At 29.0% G+C, this 16,965-nt stretch carries 17 protein-coding genes and 1 other annotated feature; of the genes, 16 read left to right on the plus strand and 1 reads right to left on the minus strand.

Going from position 1 to position 16,965, the window contains the following annotated elements; translation table 11 throughout:
- Window positions 1-68: 68 nt before the first annotated feature.
- The 8 genes from C0982_RS03445 (at window position 69) to C0982_RS03480 (ending at window position 6,608) form a co-directional block, all read left to right on the plus strand.
- Complete coding sequence (locus C0982_RS03445) at window positions 69-1,337, plus strand: competence/damage-inducible protein A (RefSeq protein ID WP_101772820.1); 1,269 nt, start codon at window positions 69-71, stop codon at window positions 1,335-1,337.
- 21 nt (window positions 1,338-1,358) lie between these two features.
- The gene (locus C0982_RS03450) at window positions 1,359-2,171 is read left to right on the plus strand and encodes an HAD family hydrolase (RefSeq protein WP_101772821.1); all 813 of its coding nucleotides are present in this window, start codon (window positions 1,359-1,361) and stop codon (window positions 2,169-2,171) included.
- 16 nt (window positions 2,172-2,187) lie between these two features.
- Window positions 2,188-2,736, plus strand: coding sequence for a DUF308 domain-containing protein (locus C0982_RS03455; protein ID WP_101772822.1), 549 nt, complete (start codon window positions 2,188-2,190; stop codon window positions 2,734-2,736).
- A gap of 2 nt (window positions 2,737-2,738) precedes the next feature.
- Window positions 2,739-3,698 (plus strand): TIGR01212 family radical SAM protein, encoded by a 960-nt coding sequence (locus C0982_RS03460; protein ID WP_101773216.1) that lies wholly within the window; start codon window positions 2,739-2,741, stop codon window positions 3,696-3,698.
- Window positions 3,699-3,886: 188 nt separating this feature from the next.
- The gene (locus C0982_RS03465) at window positions 3,887-4,462 is read left to right on the plus strand and encodes a zinc dependent phospholipase C family protein (protein ID WP_101772823.1); all 576 of its coding nucleotides are present in this window, start codon (window positions 3,887-3,889) and stop codon (window positions 4,460-4,462) included.
- A gap of 129 nt (window positions 4,463-4,591) precedes the next feature.
- Window positions 4,592-5,374: a TVP38/TMEM64 family protein gene (locus C0982_RS03470; protein ID WP_242961485.1), complete on the plus strand. Its 783-nt coding sequence runs from the start codon at window positions 4,592-4,594 to the stop codon at window positions 5,372-5,374.
- A gap of 23 nt (window positions 5,375-5,397) precedes the next feature.
- Window positions 5,398-6,144 (plus strand): ribonuclease H1 domain-containing protein, encoded by a 747-nt coding sequence (locus C0982_RS03475; protein WP_101772824.1) that lies wholly within the window; start codon window positions 5,398-5,400, stop codon window positions 6,142-6,144.
- Between the two features lie 149 nt (window positions 6,145-6,293).
- On the plus strand, window positions 6,294-6,608 hold the full coding sequence (locus C0982_RS03480; RefSeq protein ID WP_101772825.1) for a CobD/CbiB family protein: 315 nt from the start codon (window positions 6,294-6,296) through the stop codon (window positions 6,606-6,608).
- 77 nt (window positions 6,609-6,685) lie between these two features.
- On the opposite strand, the gene C0982_RS03485 is transcribed toward C0982_RS03480, so the two are convergent.
- Window positions 6,686-7,360 (minus strand): LexA family transcriptional regulator, encoded by a 675-nt coding sequence (locus C0982_RS03485; protein WP_101772826.1) that lies wholly within the window; start codon window positions 7,358-7,360, stop codon window positions 6,686-6,688.
- A gap of 294 nt (window positions 7,361-7,654) precedes the next feature.
- Between C0982_RS03485 and C0982_RS03490 the strand changes: the two genes are divergently transcribed.
- The 8 genes from C0982_RS03490 to C0982_RS03525 all read left to right on the plus strand — a co-directional run bounded on the left by C0982_RS03490 (window position 7,655) and on the right by C0982_RS03525 (window position 16,964).
- Window positions 7,655-9,106, plus strand: a complete 1,452-nt coding sequence (locus C0982_RS03490; RefSeq protein WP_101772827.1) for a VanW family protein — start codon at window positions 7,655-7,657, stop codon at window positions 9,104-9,106.
- A gap of 185 nt (window positions 9,107-9,291) precedes the next feature.
- Window positions 9,292-10,161 (plus strand): YitT family protein, encoded by an 870-nt coding sequence (locus tag C0982_RS03495; protein WP_101772828.1) that lies wholly within the window; start codon window positions 9,292-9,294, stop codon window positions 10,159-10,161.
- A gap of 145 nt (window positions 10,162-10,306) precedes the next feature.
- Window positions 10,307-11,266: an MORN repeat-containing protein gene (locus C0982_RS03500; RefSeq protein WP_101772829.1), complete on the plus strand. Its 960-nt coding sequence runs from the start codon at window positions 10,307-10,309 to the stop codon at window positions 11,264-11,266.
- 136 nt (window positions 11,267-11,402) lie between these two features.
- Window positions 11,403-13,229 (plus strand): DNA primase, encoded by a 1,827-nt coding sequence (dnaG, locus tag C0982_RS03505; protein ID WP_101772830.1) that lies wholly within the window; start codon window positions 11,403-11,405, stop codon window positions 13,227-13,229.
- A gap of 14 nt (window positions 13,230-13,243) precedes the next feature.
- Window positions 13,244-14,401 (plus strand): RNA polymerase sigma factor RpoD, encoded by a 1,158-nt coding sequence (rpoD, locus tag C0982_RS03510; RefSeq protein ID WP_101772831.1) that lies wholly within the window; start codon window positions 13,244-13,246, stop codon window positions 14,399-14,401.
- Window positions 14,402-14,462: 61 nt separating this feature from the next.
- The gene (locus C0982_RS03515) at window positions 14,463-15,170 is read left to right on the plus strand and encodes a tRNA (adenine(22)-N(1))-methyltransferase (protein ID WP_101772832.1); all 708 of its coding nucleotides are present in this window, start codon (window positions 14,463-14,465) and stop codon (window positions 15,168-15,170) included.
- Between the two features lies 1 nt (window position 15,171).
- Window positions 15,172-15,975, plus strand: coding sequence for a Nif3-like dinuclear metal center hexameric protein (locus tag C0982_RS03520; RefSeq protein ID WP_101772833.1), 804 nt, complete (start codon window positions 15,172-15,174; stop codon window positions 15,973-15,975).
- A gap of 56 nt (window positions 15,976-16,031) precedes the next feature.
- Window positions 16,032-16,275 (plus strand) — a binding site (T-box leader).
- Between the two features lie 137 nt (window positions 16,276-16,412).
- The gene (locus tag C0982_RS03525) at window positions 16,413-16,964 is read left to right on the plus strand and encodes a tryptophan transporter (RefSeq protein WP_101772834.1); all 552 of its coding nucleotides are present in this window, start codon (window positions 16,413-16,415) and stop codon (window positions 16,962-16,964) included.
- The last annotated feature ends 1 nt before the right edge of the window (window position 16,965 follow it).

Genomic DNA, 16,965 nt, shown 5'->3' on the forward strand with positions numbered 1-16,965 from the left:
TTGCTGTTTATTTGATATCATTATCATAGGAAAGATTATACTTTGGCATATGATGAGGGGGAATCTTTATGAATATTGAAATAATATCTGTAGGTACGGAATTATTGCTAGGGGACATAGTTAATACTAATGCACAATTCCTATCAAGAGAATTGGCAGCACTAGGTGTTAATGTCTATAATCAAACGACTGTTGGCGATAATTTGGAAAGATTGAAGGAGAGTTTTGATTCCGCCTTTAAAAAATCTGATATTGTGATTACTACTGGTGGACTAGGCCCAACTACTGACGATATTACTAAAGAAGCAGCAGCCGAGTATTTTGATCAAGAAATGGTACTTGATGAAAAATCATGGGAGTTAATAAAGGATAGAATTATAAAGAGAACTGGACGCTCGGATAGTGTTACAGCTAATAATATGAAGCAAGCGATGTTTCCGAGTTCAGCCGAAATATTGCCAAATAACAACGGAACAGCTCCAGGAGCAATATTTAAAAAAGGCAAAAAAAGAATTATTGTGATGCCAGGGCCTCCTCGTGAAATGAAGCAGATGTTTCGTGAAAGCGTAGTTCCATATCTACAATCTGATAATGATTACAAGATAAAATCTAGATATATACGTTTATATGGCATAGGTGAATCTGCTTTGGAGACTGTATTGATTGACATCCTAAACTCGCAGACTAATCCTACCGTTGCGTTATATGCAAAAGAGGGTGAAGTTCTTATAAGGTTGACTGTTCAATATGAAAATGAGGAACAAGGTGAGCTACTGTTAAATAGAAAATATGATGAAATTGCAGAAAAGTGCGGGAAATATATTTATTTAACAGGGGATGAGTCTGTATCAGAAAATGCTACAGAAATGGATAGAGCTCTTGCACAGCTATTAATCGATAGGAAAAAAACAATTTCTATTGCAGAATCATGTACAGGTGGTTTAGTCACATCATCTTTAATTTCTCATACGGGGATTTCTGAAGTTTTACTAGAAGGATGTGTAACATATACAAATGATTCAAAAATCAAGAGACTAGGCGTGAAAAAGGAAACATTAGATTTATATGGTGCTGTGAGCTCACAAACAGCTGAAGAAATGGCAGAAGGGGTAGCAAAGACGTTAGGTGCAGATATTGGTCTATCTACTACAGGAATTGCCGGACCTAATGGAGGAACAAAGGAAAAGCCAGTTGGTCTTGTGTATATAGGGATATATTATAAGGGAAAAGTATTTTCAATTAAAAATAACTTTGTAGGAGATAGAAGAAGAATTAGAAATCAATCTACAAGAGAAGCATTAAATCAAGTAAGAAAGTTGCTAATCAACGAAAAATAAAGCAAATATAGTGGAGGAAATATGATTAAACATATATTTTGTGATTTGGACGGGACTCTATACAACGAATATATTTCAAATGAAGATTTTGAGTCTATAAAAATTGCACAAGATAATGGCATAAAATTTAATATTGCGACTGGGAGGGTCTACGAGCACACAATATCAATCATAGAAGAATTAGAAATTGATGGATATCTAATATGCGAGAATGGTGCATATATTTATAATCAAGATAGAGAATGTATATACAAAAGAGTAATGAACAATTCACAAATAAAAAAAATAATTGATTTTTATTATAAACTAAAATATATAGATAATACTAGAGATACTTTATATTTTAAATATGATGGAAATGTAGTAATACCAAAAGATATAGGTGATTTAGATTATTTTTCTAAAGGATATACAATTGATGAAACGATTATTAAGAGAGAAAAATATAACGACTTAGTTGGAAATATAGGTTTCTTTTCAACTGATAGTGAAATTTTAGATAAATTAGTTGTTGATTATAGTGAACTCTTTGGAAGTAAATTTGATGTTTATAAATCAAGTGAAACGACAGTTAATATTGTGCCAAAGGGAGTATCAAAGTTTGAGGCAATAAAATATATTTGCAAGATTGAAGATATTTCATTAGATACAGTTGTAACTATAGGTGACTCTCCAAACGATATAAGTATGTTAAGAAATATTAAAATGAGTTTTTCTATGTCTAATTCTGATGAAAGTGTAAAATCTGTTGCAGGATTTAATACTCCTTCAGTTGCAAATGCAGTGAATATGGTGATAGATTTTAATAATGAAATAGAAAATATGATTAAGTAGATGGGTGGTTATTTTTATGAATTATAATTTTTTTATTCAAGAAATCAATAACAAAAAAAAGTATAGAAACTTAATTATTTTGGGAGTGATTCTTCTGGCAATAGGGGTTTATTGTTTGTCGAAAAAGACAGTAGGAGTAAGTATATTTTCTTGGGGAATAGCAATAGCCTTTTTATATGGAGGTTGGATTAGCTTAAAGCAATTAAATGAATTATCTCGATATGAGTCAAAATCAGAAATAAATAGAGCGAGAGCTTATACAATTATGTTTTTTGCTATGGCAATTTTACTGTTTGTTTTTCCAAAGACAGTAAATATGATTCTCTCTATAGGCTTGGGTATATATATATTATATCAAGAAGCTGTAAAGTATTTAGCCATGAAAAATTATTTTGGAAGCTACTTTGATACTTGGGCTGTAATAAAACTAATTATGGGAGTGATAATGATAATATCGCCATTATTTTTAAGTAGATTTTTGGTAAGTATATTATCAGTTATAGCTATTATATTTGGTATGTTTTTCTTGATGACAGGAATAAATATAAGGAATGGAAGATATTAATGATAGAAGGTTTTAAATATAAAATTGAAAATAAGAGATACCATACATGGAATTATTATTTAAGACAAAAATTTGGGTGTAAGGTGTTTAAAGTTTCAATAAACGCAGGTTTTACTTGTCCTAATATAGATGGAACTATAGGATATGGAGGATGTAGTTATTGCAGTAAAGAAGGGTCTGGAGATTTTGCTGGAAATCCTAGTGATGACTTAGTTAAACAGTTTAATGAAATTAAAACGACAATGGAAAAAAAATGGCAAAATGCTAAATACATAGGTTATTTTCAGGCATTTACAAACACGTATGCACCACTTGAAGTTTTGAAAGATAAGTATGAAACTATATTATCTCAAGAAGATGTAGTTGGTCTATCTATTTCAACTAGACCAGACTGCATTGAAGAAGAAGTATTAGATTATTTGGCTGAATTAAACGAACGAACTAATCTATGGGTTGAACTTGGACTACAAAGCATACATGATAAAACTTCAGACATTATTAATAGAGGCCATGGTTTTGATTCATTTGAGAACTGCGTTAATGAGCTTAGAAAAAGAGACATAGATGTAGTTGTTCACATTATAAATGGATTGCCTGGCGAGACTCATGATATGATGTTGGAAACGGCAAAGAAAGTTTCTGATATGGATGTACAAGGCATAAAAATACACCTACTTCATGTTATTGAAGGAACGCAGTTAGCACATTCATTAAAAAAAGGTGAACTTAAATTAATGGAAAAAGATGATTACATAACTATAGTATGCGATCAATTAGAAATACTTCCACAAGAAATGGTAGTACATAGGCTGACAGGAGATGGAAAGCTAGATGATCTATTAGGTCCTATGTGGAGTTTGAAAAAATGGGAAGTTTTAAATGCTATAGACTATGAACTAAAACGAAGGAATAGCTGGCAAGGAAAATACTATAAAGTTGATAAGGAATACAGTATAAAGTAATTTGAAATAATAAAAAAAGGGTATAATATCTAAAAGATGGTGTTATAATATTATAATAACTAGATATATTTTTGATTAAAAAACTTATCTAGAATTATATAAAAACTACTTGATATTTAAAGTGGTTTTAAAGAGTATGTAGGAAAAGAATAGATGAAATATTATTTTGAATTGTGGGTGATGCGTATATGATGATGAAAACACATATAATTATATCTAAATCGTTATTGGATGCTACAGAAAGCAACAAGAATTTCTTCCTTGATGAGAAAAACTTCATATATGGAAATATTAAACCAGATATTGTGTCAAAATATAAGTTAAAAAAACATTATATGGATGAATCATATGATATGATAAGAGATAAGATTGAATACTTGAAAAAATTTGATTTAAATAAACTTGAACTGTGTTATACAAAAAAGACTTTTTCTCAAGAAATAGGGGTGATTTGTCACTTCCTTGCTGACTTTTTTTGTGTAGCTCATAGTGAGAGATGGGAATTTAAGCATAGTATGGTTCAGCATATTAAATATGAAAATGATTTAACTAAAGTTGCTCAAGGCTTTAAAATAATAAATGATAGAACTCAATACTTGGATGATGTTGACGATTTTTTTAATAAATTATATGGTGAATACAAGGCAAATGGAAATTTTGAAGAAAATGATTTGAAATATTCTACTTATATGTGTAACACCGTGACAAATTATATATTGGATAATATATTGAATAATACAATAAAATCGCACAGTGCGGCGTAGATTACACAACATAAAAAGGCTCTGGGAACAGAGCCTTTTTATGTTGTGTTATGGTAAAAATAAGAAAACAAGTGTATAATGCTAATATATTTATGTAAGGAATCAACATATATGAGGTGATGATATTAGATGGTACAAGAAATAATGCAACAAGCAATGCAATATATAGAACAAATTTTATATTTATCAAAAGACTATTGGATTTTGTCGATAGTGCTAAGTTTTTTTGCCGCATATATAGAAAGTTTTTTTCCAGCACTTCCTTTACTAGCAATTGCTACTGTTAGCGCTGCTGTTAATGGTTTTGTCGTAGGATTTATAGCTTCTTGGCTAGGTACGTGTGCAGGAACTGCTTCACTTTATTTTATTGTAAAAAAATTTATGAATCATAGATTTTTTAAAAAAATTAGGACAGAAAAACTAGAGGAAGTAATGATTAAAATGAAAAAGACAGAATTTAAAGCTCTTTTTGTTTTTTATGCTATACCTGTTATGCCAAGTTTTTTAGTTACAATTGCATCTGCTATGTGTGGTGTTAATTATAAAGAATTTATAACTTCTATGATTTTTGGAAAATTTTTTATGATGTTTTTAATTAGCTATGTGGGAAGTGATATATCTGGATTTATAAGAAGTCCTATAAAAATTGCAATTGTAATTATAATTGCTTTAGCATCTTATTTAATAGCTAATAAAATGAAAAAAGATATTGAAACTCATGAAGAGGATGCTATATATGAATATAATAGAATAAAAAACACTAGAAGATTTGAGAAGGAAACAAAAAAACATATAGATGTGAACAATAAAAATTTTTTAGCAAAACAATATTTTTTCAGAGATTTAATAATGTTATTCAAAAAATATTTAAAAGAATTTTTTAATAATACAACTTGGAAAAACAAGAAATAATAAGAAAAATTAAGGTGATAATAATGAGCAAAAAAAAGTACTATGCAGTTAAAAATGGAAGCGTTAAAGGAATTTATTTGACATGGGAAGACTGCAAAAAAATGGTAATAGGGTATAAAAATGCCGAATACAAATCATTTGAAAATCCATATTTAGCGATTGATTACTTAATTGGTAAAAATAGTGCCAAGGAACTTATAGATGAAGAAGAAAAAATAGATAAAGATACAAAGATAGTAAAAAAAGCAGATGAAGATGTAAAAATATTAGAAAAAATGGACAATAAAGATTTTATGAAAATTGATAATAATGAAAAAAATCAACATATAGATGAAAAGACTTCAACTATTGACACTATTGACGCATATGTAGATGGAAGTTTTGATTCTTTAAATAAAACTTATGGTTCGGGCGTTGTGATACTAAAAAATGGAGAAGTCATAAAAGAAATTTCCCAAAAAGGATCTAATGAGAGCGATGATTATGTATCTATGAGGAATGTAGCTGGAGAAATTGATGCAGCTATGCTGGCTATGAAATACTCTATTGAAAATGGATATAAAAATTTAAATATTCATTTTGACTACAATGGTATAGAAAAATGGTGTACAGGAGAATGGAAAAGAAACAAAGATGGAACAAAAAAATATAATCAGTTTTGTAATGAAGCTAAGAAAAAAATAAATATTAATTTTGTAAAAGTCAAAGCTCATAGTGGTGATAAGTATAATGATATTGCAGATAAGTTAGCAAAAGAATCTCTTTTATAGAAAAAGGTATCAAAAATATTAAAAAAATGTCATAAATATCAAAAATACATTTGCTAAAAGTGTCATAATTTGTTATTATATTCATATAGCGACAATTGAGGTCGGAGTATGAGTTGTTGCAAATAAATTTGACGGGGGAGTGAGAAATATTGAAAGATTTGAAAATAAGAATAATTAGTTTTCTGAATCGTGTATTGAGATACTTCGTATTTTCCTCTATCCTTTCATTTGGTGCATGCTTAACAATGATAATAATAAACCTTTTTGCAGGTGTATTGGTATCTGTAGGTTTTTATTTTATGTTATTTGCGATCTTCGATTTAGCTTTAACAACGCTTATTTGCGTATACAATAGTAATAAATTGTTTGCTCCAATGAACAAGAGACTTATCATGAAGCTAGAAAGAGAGCGTCTAGAAAAAGCTAGAAGAAGTAGAAGGAAAAACAATAAAAAAATATCTTAATATTTAAATAAAATATATATTGAATTTTCGAGCACAGTTAACTGTGCTCTTTTATTTTTGTTCAAAGTTTTGATATATTAAAATTTTGAACAAAACATTATAACTTTTCCTATAATTTTAAGATTATCAGTATTATCATAGTCGAATGTAATTTCTCTGAAAGAAGAATCATAGCTTTCTGGCACAAAGATGTATTTTTTTTCTTTTTTATTATTAAAAAATTTCTTAACACTATAATTGTATTCATCGCTAAAAACCACTATATCTCCATCTCTTATAGAGTGCATATTGATTTCTGTAATGATAGCTATAAAGGATTTATCAGGAATAACTTTATTCATACTATCACCATTAACTTTCATTATGAGAATATCTTTTCTGTTTGCATATTTACCCAAAAATAAATTTGGAATTTCTATTTGATCGGCAAAGTCATAGCCATCTATATTGTCAGGGACCCCTGCCGACACCGAATTATCAATATATCTATACGTATTTTGATTTAGATTTGGGGAGTTAGGATCATATACATCTATAAATTTATTATCAGAATGACACATCAGCCACTCTGGATTCACGTTTAAAACTTCTGCAAATTTTATTATTTTATCTTGTTTTGGTAAATATTTACCGGACATATACGAACTAATTGATCCTTTATTAATACCAGTCAACATTGATAGAGAATATTGGCTCATACTACTGTCTTTTAATGATTCCTTCATCCTTGAGATAAATAAATCTTTATTCATAATAGATCTCCTTTTCGCTTTGTAATTCTATTATATCATATAGTTAAGAAAACGCAACCTATATTTTTGTAATTATTTTGATTCTATTTTTTTATACGTAATATTGATAAAAATTACATCCTTGTGATATAATACATAAGAATAGTTAAATAGAGTTATTATTTGATTTTAAAAAATATTTTAAGGTTTAGTGGACTAATAACTATAGTATTTGTGTTACATAATTATAGTAATCAGAAGGAGTTTGAATTTGTTGAACCGTTCTGATATTTTTATTTTTAGAAGGAGAAAAGAATGGAACTGTTAAAAGGGAATAAAAAAATTTTTATTTCTGTAGGAATACTTGTAGGAGTATTAGTAGTAGGTACTGCTTATTTAGGTTATCAGGTGAATTCTGATAAAATTGCAAAAAATGTTATAGTAGCAGGTGTTGACGTTGGAAAAATGACAAAATCTGAAGCTTTAAATAAATTGAAATCAAACGAAAAGTTAAAGAATATGATACTTTCTTATAAAGGTAAAAAATGGGATGTATCTAGAGATGATATTAACTTAGATATTGATTTTAATAAAACTGCTGAGGATGCATTAAAATTCAACAAAAGTAAGGGATTTTTTTCAAATATGATTATTACATTAAAAGCAGATTTTGGTAGTAAAAGCACAGTCCCTCTATCTATGACTTACGATAAAGTAAAATTAAAGAGTAAGTTAGAGAATATAAAAAAGGATTTTGATAGTCCTGTTAAAGATGCAACATTAGAATTCAAAAACGAAAAAACAGTCATCATAGCAGATGAAGCTGGAAAGAGCCTAAATATAAAATCATCACTTGACAATATTGATAAAAATTTAAAAAAAGACAAATTTAATATTAATTTAGTAGTTGATTTGAAAGAAGCAAAATTGAAGAAAGACGATTTAAAAGGAATTGATACTATGTTGGCTTCCTTTTCAACTGGATTTGGTGGAATGCCTGGAAGAGATTATAATATTGTGAAATCTGCTCTTGATACAAGCGGTGTTATATTAAAGCCAGGTGAAGAATTTTCATTCAATGCATTAACGGGAGACAAGTCAATTGCAAATGGATATAAATATGCGCCTGTTATAGAAAGTGGAAAGCTTGTAATGGGAGTAGGTGGAGGAGTTTGCCAGACATCTTCTACAATATTTAACACAGCGTTGCTTTCAGGAATGGAAATAACAACTAGAAGAAATCATTCAATACCTTCAGATTATGTAAAATTGGGAAGAGATGCAACTATTACTGACGGCAAATCTGGACAGGATTTTAAATTTAAAAATCCTTATAAAAATGCAGTATATATAAAGAATTACTCGACTGGAAATAAAATAGTATCCCAAATATACGGATCAAAAGAAGACAAACAAAATATAGATATAACGACTCAAATGACAAGTTCATATGGTGGTGGAAGTAAGGTTATAAAAGATGCTAGTTTACCAGCTGGGAAAAAGGTTATTGAAAAATATTCTAGACCGGGATATGGTGTTATAACATATAGAATTTACAAGGACGGTTCAGGAAAAACTACTAAAACTGAAAAAGTTGCAACTAGTAGTTATCCATCACAGGTAGGAATAGTAAGAGTGGGGGCCGCTCCGGCAAAACCAGTGGCTAAACCAGTGGCTAAACCGGCTACAACTGGAGTAAAAAAACCTGCAACACAAGCTCCAGCAACAAATGTTCAAACTGGAACATCGACTGTAGCAAAGCAATAATTTGAAATTATTATTAAAAAAGCTTAGATTTTCTGAGCTTTTTTTGTTTTTTATTTTACTGTGATAAAACAAATTATATTATAGAGTTAATATCTAGTGAATAAATGTGAAATTCTGATATAATATTAAGTATACTAAAAAAATTTATTGAGTAAGTTTTAAATTACATTAATTTGGAGGTAACAATGAGTCAAGTCAAGGATAGAGTAGGCGAGTATCCAATTTTGAGAATAGGTATGATTATTTTAGGTCTAGTTATATCTGCAATAGGTGTAAATGGTTTTTTAAGACAGGCACATCTTTTAAGTGGTGGTATTACTGGATTTGCAACAACAATAAACTACATTACAGGAATGAACGTAGGTTTGATGACATTTTTGTTAAATATTCCAATATTTGTACTAGGTTTCATGTTTTTAAAAAGAGAATTTTGTATAGTAAGTTTGATTAACATGGTAATATATTCTATTATATTAGGTTTGACGCAGGAAGTTGGTTCGATAATTCCTATAAAAGATGACATATTTATCCAAACTATTGTAGGTGGATTTTTAAATGGACTAGGAGTAGGAATAGTATTTAGAGCTAGAGCTTCAACTGGTGGAACAGATATAATAGCCGCAATATTAAAAATAAAGAAAAATATAGATATTAAAGATACTAATTTTGCTTCAAACATAGTTGTAGTTCTTTTGGGTAGTGCCTTATTTGGTTTAAGCTTAGGACTGTACACATTAATAGGTTTTTATGTAGGTTCAATAGCTCTTGGATTTATAAAAGATGCAATGAATTATCAAAAATCTTTGATAATAATATCTGATAAACCAGAAGATATTGCTGAAGATATTATGAAAGAACTCGTAAGAGGAGTAACTTTTATACATGCTGAAGGAGCATACACAGGAGAAGAGAAAAAAATAATTTACACCATTGCTTCTTCAAATGAAATTCCAAAAATAAAAGAAATAGCCTTTAATCAAGATCCAGGTGCGTTTATATCTATTCATGAAATTACTGAAGTAAAAGGTCGTGGATTTAAGTCAAAAGATCTGTAAAAAACAAACTGTAAAATTTTAAATACAGTTTTTGGTTTAAAAAAATAGAGAAATATAATATAATAATAGTATTGCGTATAATTATGTTAAAACTATAAATTAAAATAAATTTATAAAATCTGATAATGAATGGAGGGGAGTTAATTTGAGCTTGTCAAAAAACTATGTAGAACTGTACAATAGCTATTTTAATGAAATTGACGATATAAAGAAAAACTTGAAAATGTTCAAATTAAAAAAAAATAACGCTCTAAAAAAAGGTATTTTTGCATCTGAGAGAGAAGTATTAGAATTAGAAACCCAATTAAAGGGAGAATCTTCTGAGAAAATAGAAAAACTAAAAGAAATAACAAAAGAAAAAGAAGAATATATTGAATCACAAAAAGAAGAAATTTCAAAAAATGAAAACCTTGCAGATGTGCTAAATTTTTTAGAAGATAGCGATGAAGACAAGGTGGACGAAGCAAGAGAAAATGATATGGTTCAAATATATAGATTCACAAATGGTGACATGTATATTGGAAGACTTCTAGATGGTAAAATGATAGGAATTGGGTCATACATTTTTTCGCCTGAAGATGAGGAAGATGAGGGTGCAATAAACACAGAGTATATTGGGAACTTTGTAAATGGAGTTAGAGAAGGTAAGGGATCCTTTACTTTTTCAAATGGAAACGAATATATTGGTAATTTTAAAAACAATAAAAGTAACGGCATAGGAAGAATGAAGTACAACAACGGTGATGAGTACCTTGGTAACTGGTTAGATGGTAAAAAAGAAGGTATAGGAATGTACACTTGGGAAGATGGATATATTTACATAGGAGACTTTAAAGATAGCCGTATGGACGGAATGGGATCATGTTTTAATTCAAAAGGCGAACTAGTTTACGATGGAGAATGGAAAAAGGGACAGATCCATGGTAATGGAAGGTATATTTGGAATAAAAATAAAAGCTATGAAGGTGAATTTCAGCAAGGTCAAAAACATGGAACTGGAACATTTTATTTAAATGGTGAACCAGTTTATACTGGAACATGGAAATATGATAAACCATCTATTTTTAACAAGAGTTTTGAAGATATTTTTGATAAGTTAGTCTAAAAATTTAATAAAAATTATTATGAAAGAAGGATATTGGTACATTTTGTCGAATTAGTTTAGAGAACGGTGTATTGTTGACAAAATATAAAAATAATGCGATAATGTAGTTTTAGCAATAATAGTTAAAGGTGATACCATGGATGATTTAAAAAACGTTTTAGAAGAAATTAAAATTAGAAATAATATAGAAGATATAATTTCTAATTATATACAGCTTAAACCTTCTGGATCAAACTACAAAGGACTCTGCCCTTTTCATAGAGAAAAGACCCCTTCTTTCCATGTAAATGCATCAAAACAAATATATAAATGTTTTGGTTGCGGAGAAGGGGGAGATGTTATTTCTTTCATAATGAAAATAGAAAATCTTGACTTTATAGATTCCGTCAAATTTCTTGCAAAGAGAAGCGGTATAGAAATTAATGATAACATTGATGAAGATACAAAAAATAAGCTTGAAAGAGAAAAGAAATTTCTGGAAATACATGTAGAGGCTGCAAGATTTTTTTATTTTAATTTAATGAAAAAAGATAATGATGGTTACAGATATCTAATTAGAAGAGGTTTGGACGAAAAGACAATAAAAACTTTTGGATTAGGGTATGCTTATGACAGCTGGGATTTACTAAAGCGTCATTTGATATCTAAAAATTACTCAATTGAGGATTTGTACGATTGTGGTTTGATAAGTCAAAATAAAAGTATGACTAATTACTATGATAAATTCAGAAATAGAGTTATGTTTCCTATATTTAACTATAAGGGAAATGTAATTGGATTTGGAGGTAGAGTATTAGATGACTCTCTTCCTAAATACTTAAATTCTCCGGATACTGAATTATTTAATAAAAGGTATAATCTGTATGGTTTGAATTTTGCTAGAAAGCATATAGGGAATCAAAAGACTTTAATTTTGGTAGAAGGTTATATGGATCTTATATCTCTTTATCAGTTTGGGATAAAAAATGTAGTGGCTACTTTAGGAACTGCTTTAACCGATGCGCAGGTAACATTGATTAAAAAATTTGCCGATACAGTGATTTTATCATACGATTCTGATAGTGCTGGAATAAATGCCACTTTGAGGGCTATTGGAATATTAGAAAAGCAGTTAGTAACACCTAAGGTTATAGATTTAGAAAATAGTAAAGATCCAGATGAATTTATACGTTCAAAAGGAGTTGGTTATTTTTTAAATTCAATAGATAATGCATCGGATTCAAATAAATTTAAAATAGATGTTTTGCTAAAGGGATACAATATAAATGATGGAAAAGAAAAAATGCTTTTTCTTAAAGAAGCAGTTAAAATTCTTAAAAGTATAAATAGCCCTATTGAAACTGAATTTTATATTAGTTATCTTTCTGGGATAACAAAAACAAATAAGGAAATAATATTGTCTGAACTTAGAGGTAATAGTGGTAGTACTGGATTTAAAAAGAAAAAAAATATTACCCAACATGTGAATAAAACACCATCTATAAAAAAAATGAAAGAAATTGAAGATGGGAATGTATTTGTAGAGATGAATTTAATTAAGGCAATGCTGATTAACAAGAAAGCAAGAGATATAATTCCATTAAAAATTGGAGTTGAAGAATTTATTAATGAAAATAGCAAAAAAATATACTCGATAGTTTCAAATAGTCAAAATGAGGGCATTATTAACATTGACGGCGAAAGTAGTGTAACAATTGAACCTGATTATTTAAAGAAATTAGATAAAATAAATTTATCAGAGATAGACTTAAATGATATATTAGAGTTGGAGAAAATGATAGTCCATTTTGCTAAAATAAGTACTAAAGAGAAAATTAATAAATTGTCTAAAAGGCAAAAAATATTAGAAGATAGAAGAAAAACAATTGAAAGTGCTAGCCAGGAGGCTGAAGAGGTAGATTTGGAGATTATGAAAATAGCTTTAGAAATAGTATCAGAAAACAAAAAATTGAAATTATTCTAGGAAGGAGGTTAGTTATGGCGGAGAAACAAGATAAAGCAGCAATGAATAAATTAGCTCAGAAAAAGTTGTTTGAAAAAGGGAAAAAAGAAGGCACAGTTACTATTATGGATATCATGGAGGCTTTTCAAGATAGTGAAATGAATAAAGAAGTAGCAGAAAACCTTTATGAAACTTTAGGTAATCTTGGAATAGAAGTGGTTGATGGAAAAGAAAAAAAAGCAACTATAGACTTAACTGAACCTGATGACCTAGATATTAAATCAATTGATGAAGAATCGGAAAAAGAAAAAGATGAATCATCTGATGGAAATCCTACACCTGAAATTGCAATACCGAAAGGTATAAATATTGATGATCCTGTAAAAATGTATTTAAAAGAAATTGGTAAAATTCCTTTGCTAAAGCCTCATGAGGAAGTTGAACTTGCAAAGAAGATGGATGAGGGCGACGAGATTTCAAAACAAAAGCTTGTTGAGGCCAATTTGCGTCTTGTTGTAAGTATTGCCAAAAGATATGTGGGAAGAGGAATGTTATTTTTAGATTTGATACAAGAGGGAAATCTAGGACTGATAAAGGCAGTAGAAAAATTTGACTATAAAAAGGGTTATAAGTTTTCTACGTATGCAACATGGTGGATCAGACAGGCAATCACTAGAGCTATTGCCGATCAAGCAAGAACTATAAGAATACCAGTTCATATGGTTGAAACTATAAATAAGTTAATTAGAGTATCTAGACAATTATTACAGCAGCTAGGAAGAGATCCTAAGCCAGAAGAAATTGCCGAAGAAATGAACCTATCTGAAGAAAAAGTAAGAGAAATAATGAAGATAGCACAGGATCCTGTTTCACTTGAAACTCCTATTGGAGAGGAAGAGGATAGTCATTTAGGAGATTTTATTCCTGATGAAGATGCTCCGGCACCGGCTGAAGCAGCAGCTTATTCGTTATTAAAGGAACAAATTGAAGAGGTACTTGGAACTTTAAATGAAAGAGAACAGAAAGTTTTGAAGCTAAGATTTGGACTTGAAGACGGAAGAGCTCGTACTTTGGAAGAAGTTGGAAAAGAATTTGATGTTACTAGAGAAAGAATAAGACAGATTGAAGCGAAGGCTTTAAGAAAATTAAGACATCCTAGTAGATCAAAAAAATTACGTGATTATTTAGATTAATTTTAAGGCATATATTTATTACTAGTAAATATATGCCTTTTTAGATATAGGAGTATAGTAAATGAAATTAGATGAACGTTTAGGAAAAATAGCGTCAATTATTGAAAAAGAAGCAATTATTGCAGATATTGGAACAGATCATGCTTACTTACCAGTATACCTATTGGAAAAAGAAATAATTAAGAGGGCTATTATTTCTGATGTAAATAAAGGTCCTCTTGAAAATGCAAAAAAGGTCATTTTAAAAAATAATCTTGAATATAAAGTAGATTTTAGATTAGGTAATGGCGTGGAAGTGATAAATGTTGGTGAGGTAGATGAGATAGTAATTGCAGGTATGGGAGGAGCTTTAATATCTAAGATTATTGACAATAGTATAGATATATGCAAGTCTGTATCTAAAATGATTTTGCAGCCAATGCAAAGTTCCGAACAATTAAGAGAATATCTCAATGATTCACACTTTGAAATTATAGATGAGCATCTAGTCAAAGAGGATTTTAGATTATATGAGATTTTAGAAGTTCAATATATTAGAGATGCTGAAGAAGATAATCAAATAGATGAAATATACTATGAAATTCCAAAGAAATTATTAGATAAAAAGGATAAACTATTGCCTGAATTAATCGAAAGAAAAATAGTTGAATGTGATAAAATATTAAAAAAAATTGAATATTTAAAAGGAGAACACGTTGAAGAGAAAAGGATTAATATAAAAAATAAAAAAACTAGATTTACAGAAATTTTAGATTCTCTGGAGGTATAGGATGAAACTTAGCGAAATTATAGAAATAATTGATTCAAAATATCCTGAAAAATTACAATATCAATGGGATAATTCAGGGTTAAATCTAGGTGACAAAGAATCAGATATAAAAAAAATATTGGTTACTCTTGAAGTAAATAATGAAGTAGTAAATGAAGCTATAGAGAAAAAAGTAGATTTAATTATATCCCATCACCCTATGTTATTTAGTAAGATAAACAGAATAGAAAAAAGTGATATAAAAGGTAATTTAATATATAATTTAATAAAGAACAATATATCAGTTTATTGCATGCATACAAATTACGATATAGCCTTTGATGGATTGAATGATTACTTTATGGAAAAGATAGGTGCTGAAAGTGGAAATGTGTTCGATAAAATAGGAAGCGATGATGAATATCATGGAGGATCAGTATATGGATTGGGTAGAGTTGCAGAACTAGTAGATTTTGTTGAAGTAACTGAAATAATTGAAATAATAAAAAATAACTTATCTATTGAAAATTTAAGATATGTTGGCAATTTAGACCAAAAAATAAAAAAATTTGCTGTGGTTACAGGTTCAGGAGCAGAATATTTTGAGAAGGCAAAGCATGAAAATTTAGATCTTTTGATTACTGGAGATGTTAAATACCATAATGCTATGGATGCTCTAGAACTTGGCATATCAATTATAGATTGTGGTCATTTTGGCTCTGAAAAGATTTTTTCTGATTCCATATTTAGCTTTATATCTACGGTATTAAATGGTGTTGAAATTATAAAAACAGAAAGATTAAACAACCCTTTTAAGAGTTTATAATTTTTAGTTGACAAAATCAAAAAAATAATGTAATATGAAATACAAGTTAATGAAATCTTAATCCGAAGATAGGAAGTAGTAACTTAAATGTTGATTTATAGAGAGTCAGTGATGGTGGAAATCTGATATGATGTATTGAGTGAATGGATCCTTGAGGAGTGAATCGAAATTTTTAAGAGTAGACTTCACCGTGGGCTGCACGTTATAGCGGATAGGGAATGATGGTTCCTGAAAATGAGATATATGACTTTTTAGTTGTATAAATTAGGTGGCAACGCGAATTGATACTTCGCCCTATAATATAGGGCGGAGTTTTTTTATTTTAAAAGAGGTGATAATAATGACATGAACTGAAAAAAAATGTATTGAAAATAGAAATATAAAAAATAATAGCAAAGAGAATATTAAAAAACAAAACATAAGTGGAGGATAATTAAATGAGAAACAACAATACTAAAAAAATGATTTTAAATGCAATATTACTTGCAGTAGGACTAATACTACATTATATTTTTCCAGCGATTGGTGCTGGAATAACACCGGATTTATCACTTGTAATGTTATTCTGTATAATGATAATGAATAGAGATAGCTACAAAACGTGCCTTGTTGCAGCAATAATAACTGGTATATTTACAGCAATGGCCACTAAGTTTCCAATGGGACAGGTACCAAACATAATTGATAAACTAGTTACAGTAAATGTTATGTTTGTATTTATGAAAATGATTTATGTAGCACCTTTTGTTAAAAAGCTAGGAGATAAAGCTAATCAAATCGCTATTGTACTTATGACAGTTGTAGGAACAATGGTAAGTGGATTTACTTTCTTATTTTCAGCTTCAATAATGGTAGGGTTACCTGGTGAATTGACTGCTTTATTTATGGCAGTAGTAATTCCTTCAATGTTAATAAATACAATAGCATCAATAGTTCTATTTAATATAATTTCATTATCTTTGAAAAGAACTTCTTATCAGTTAGTATAAA

It is taken from the genome of Peptostreptococcus faecalis (assembly GCF_900240845.1).
GTDB classification, from domain to species: Bacteria; Bacillota; Clostridia; order Peptostreptococcales; family Peptostreptococcaceae; genus Peptostreptococcus; species Peptostreptococcus faecalis.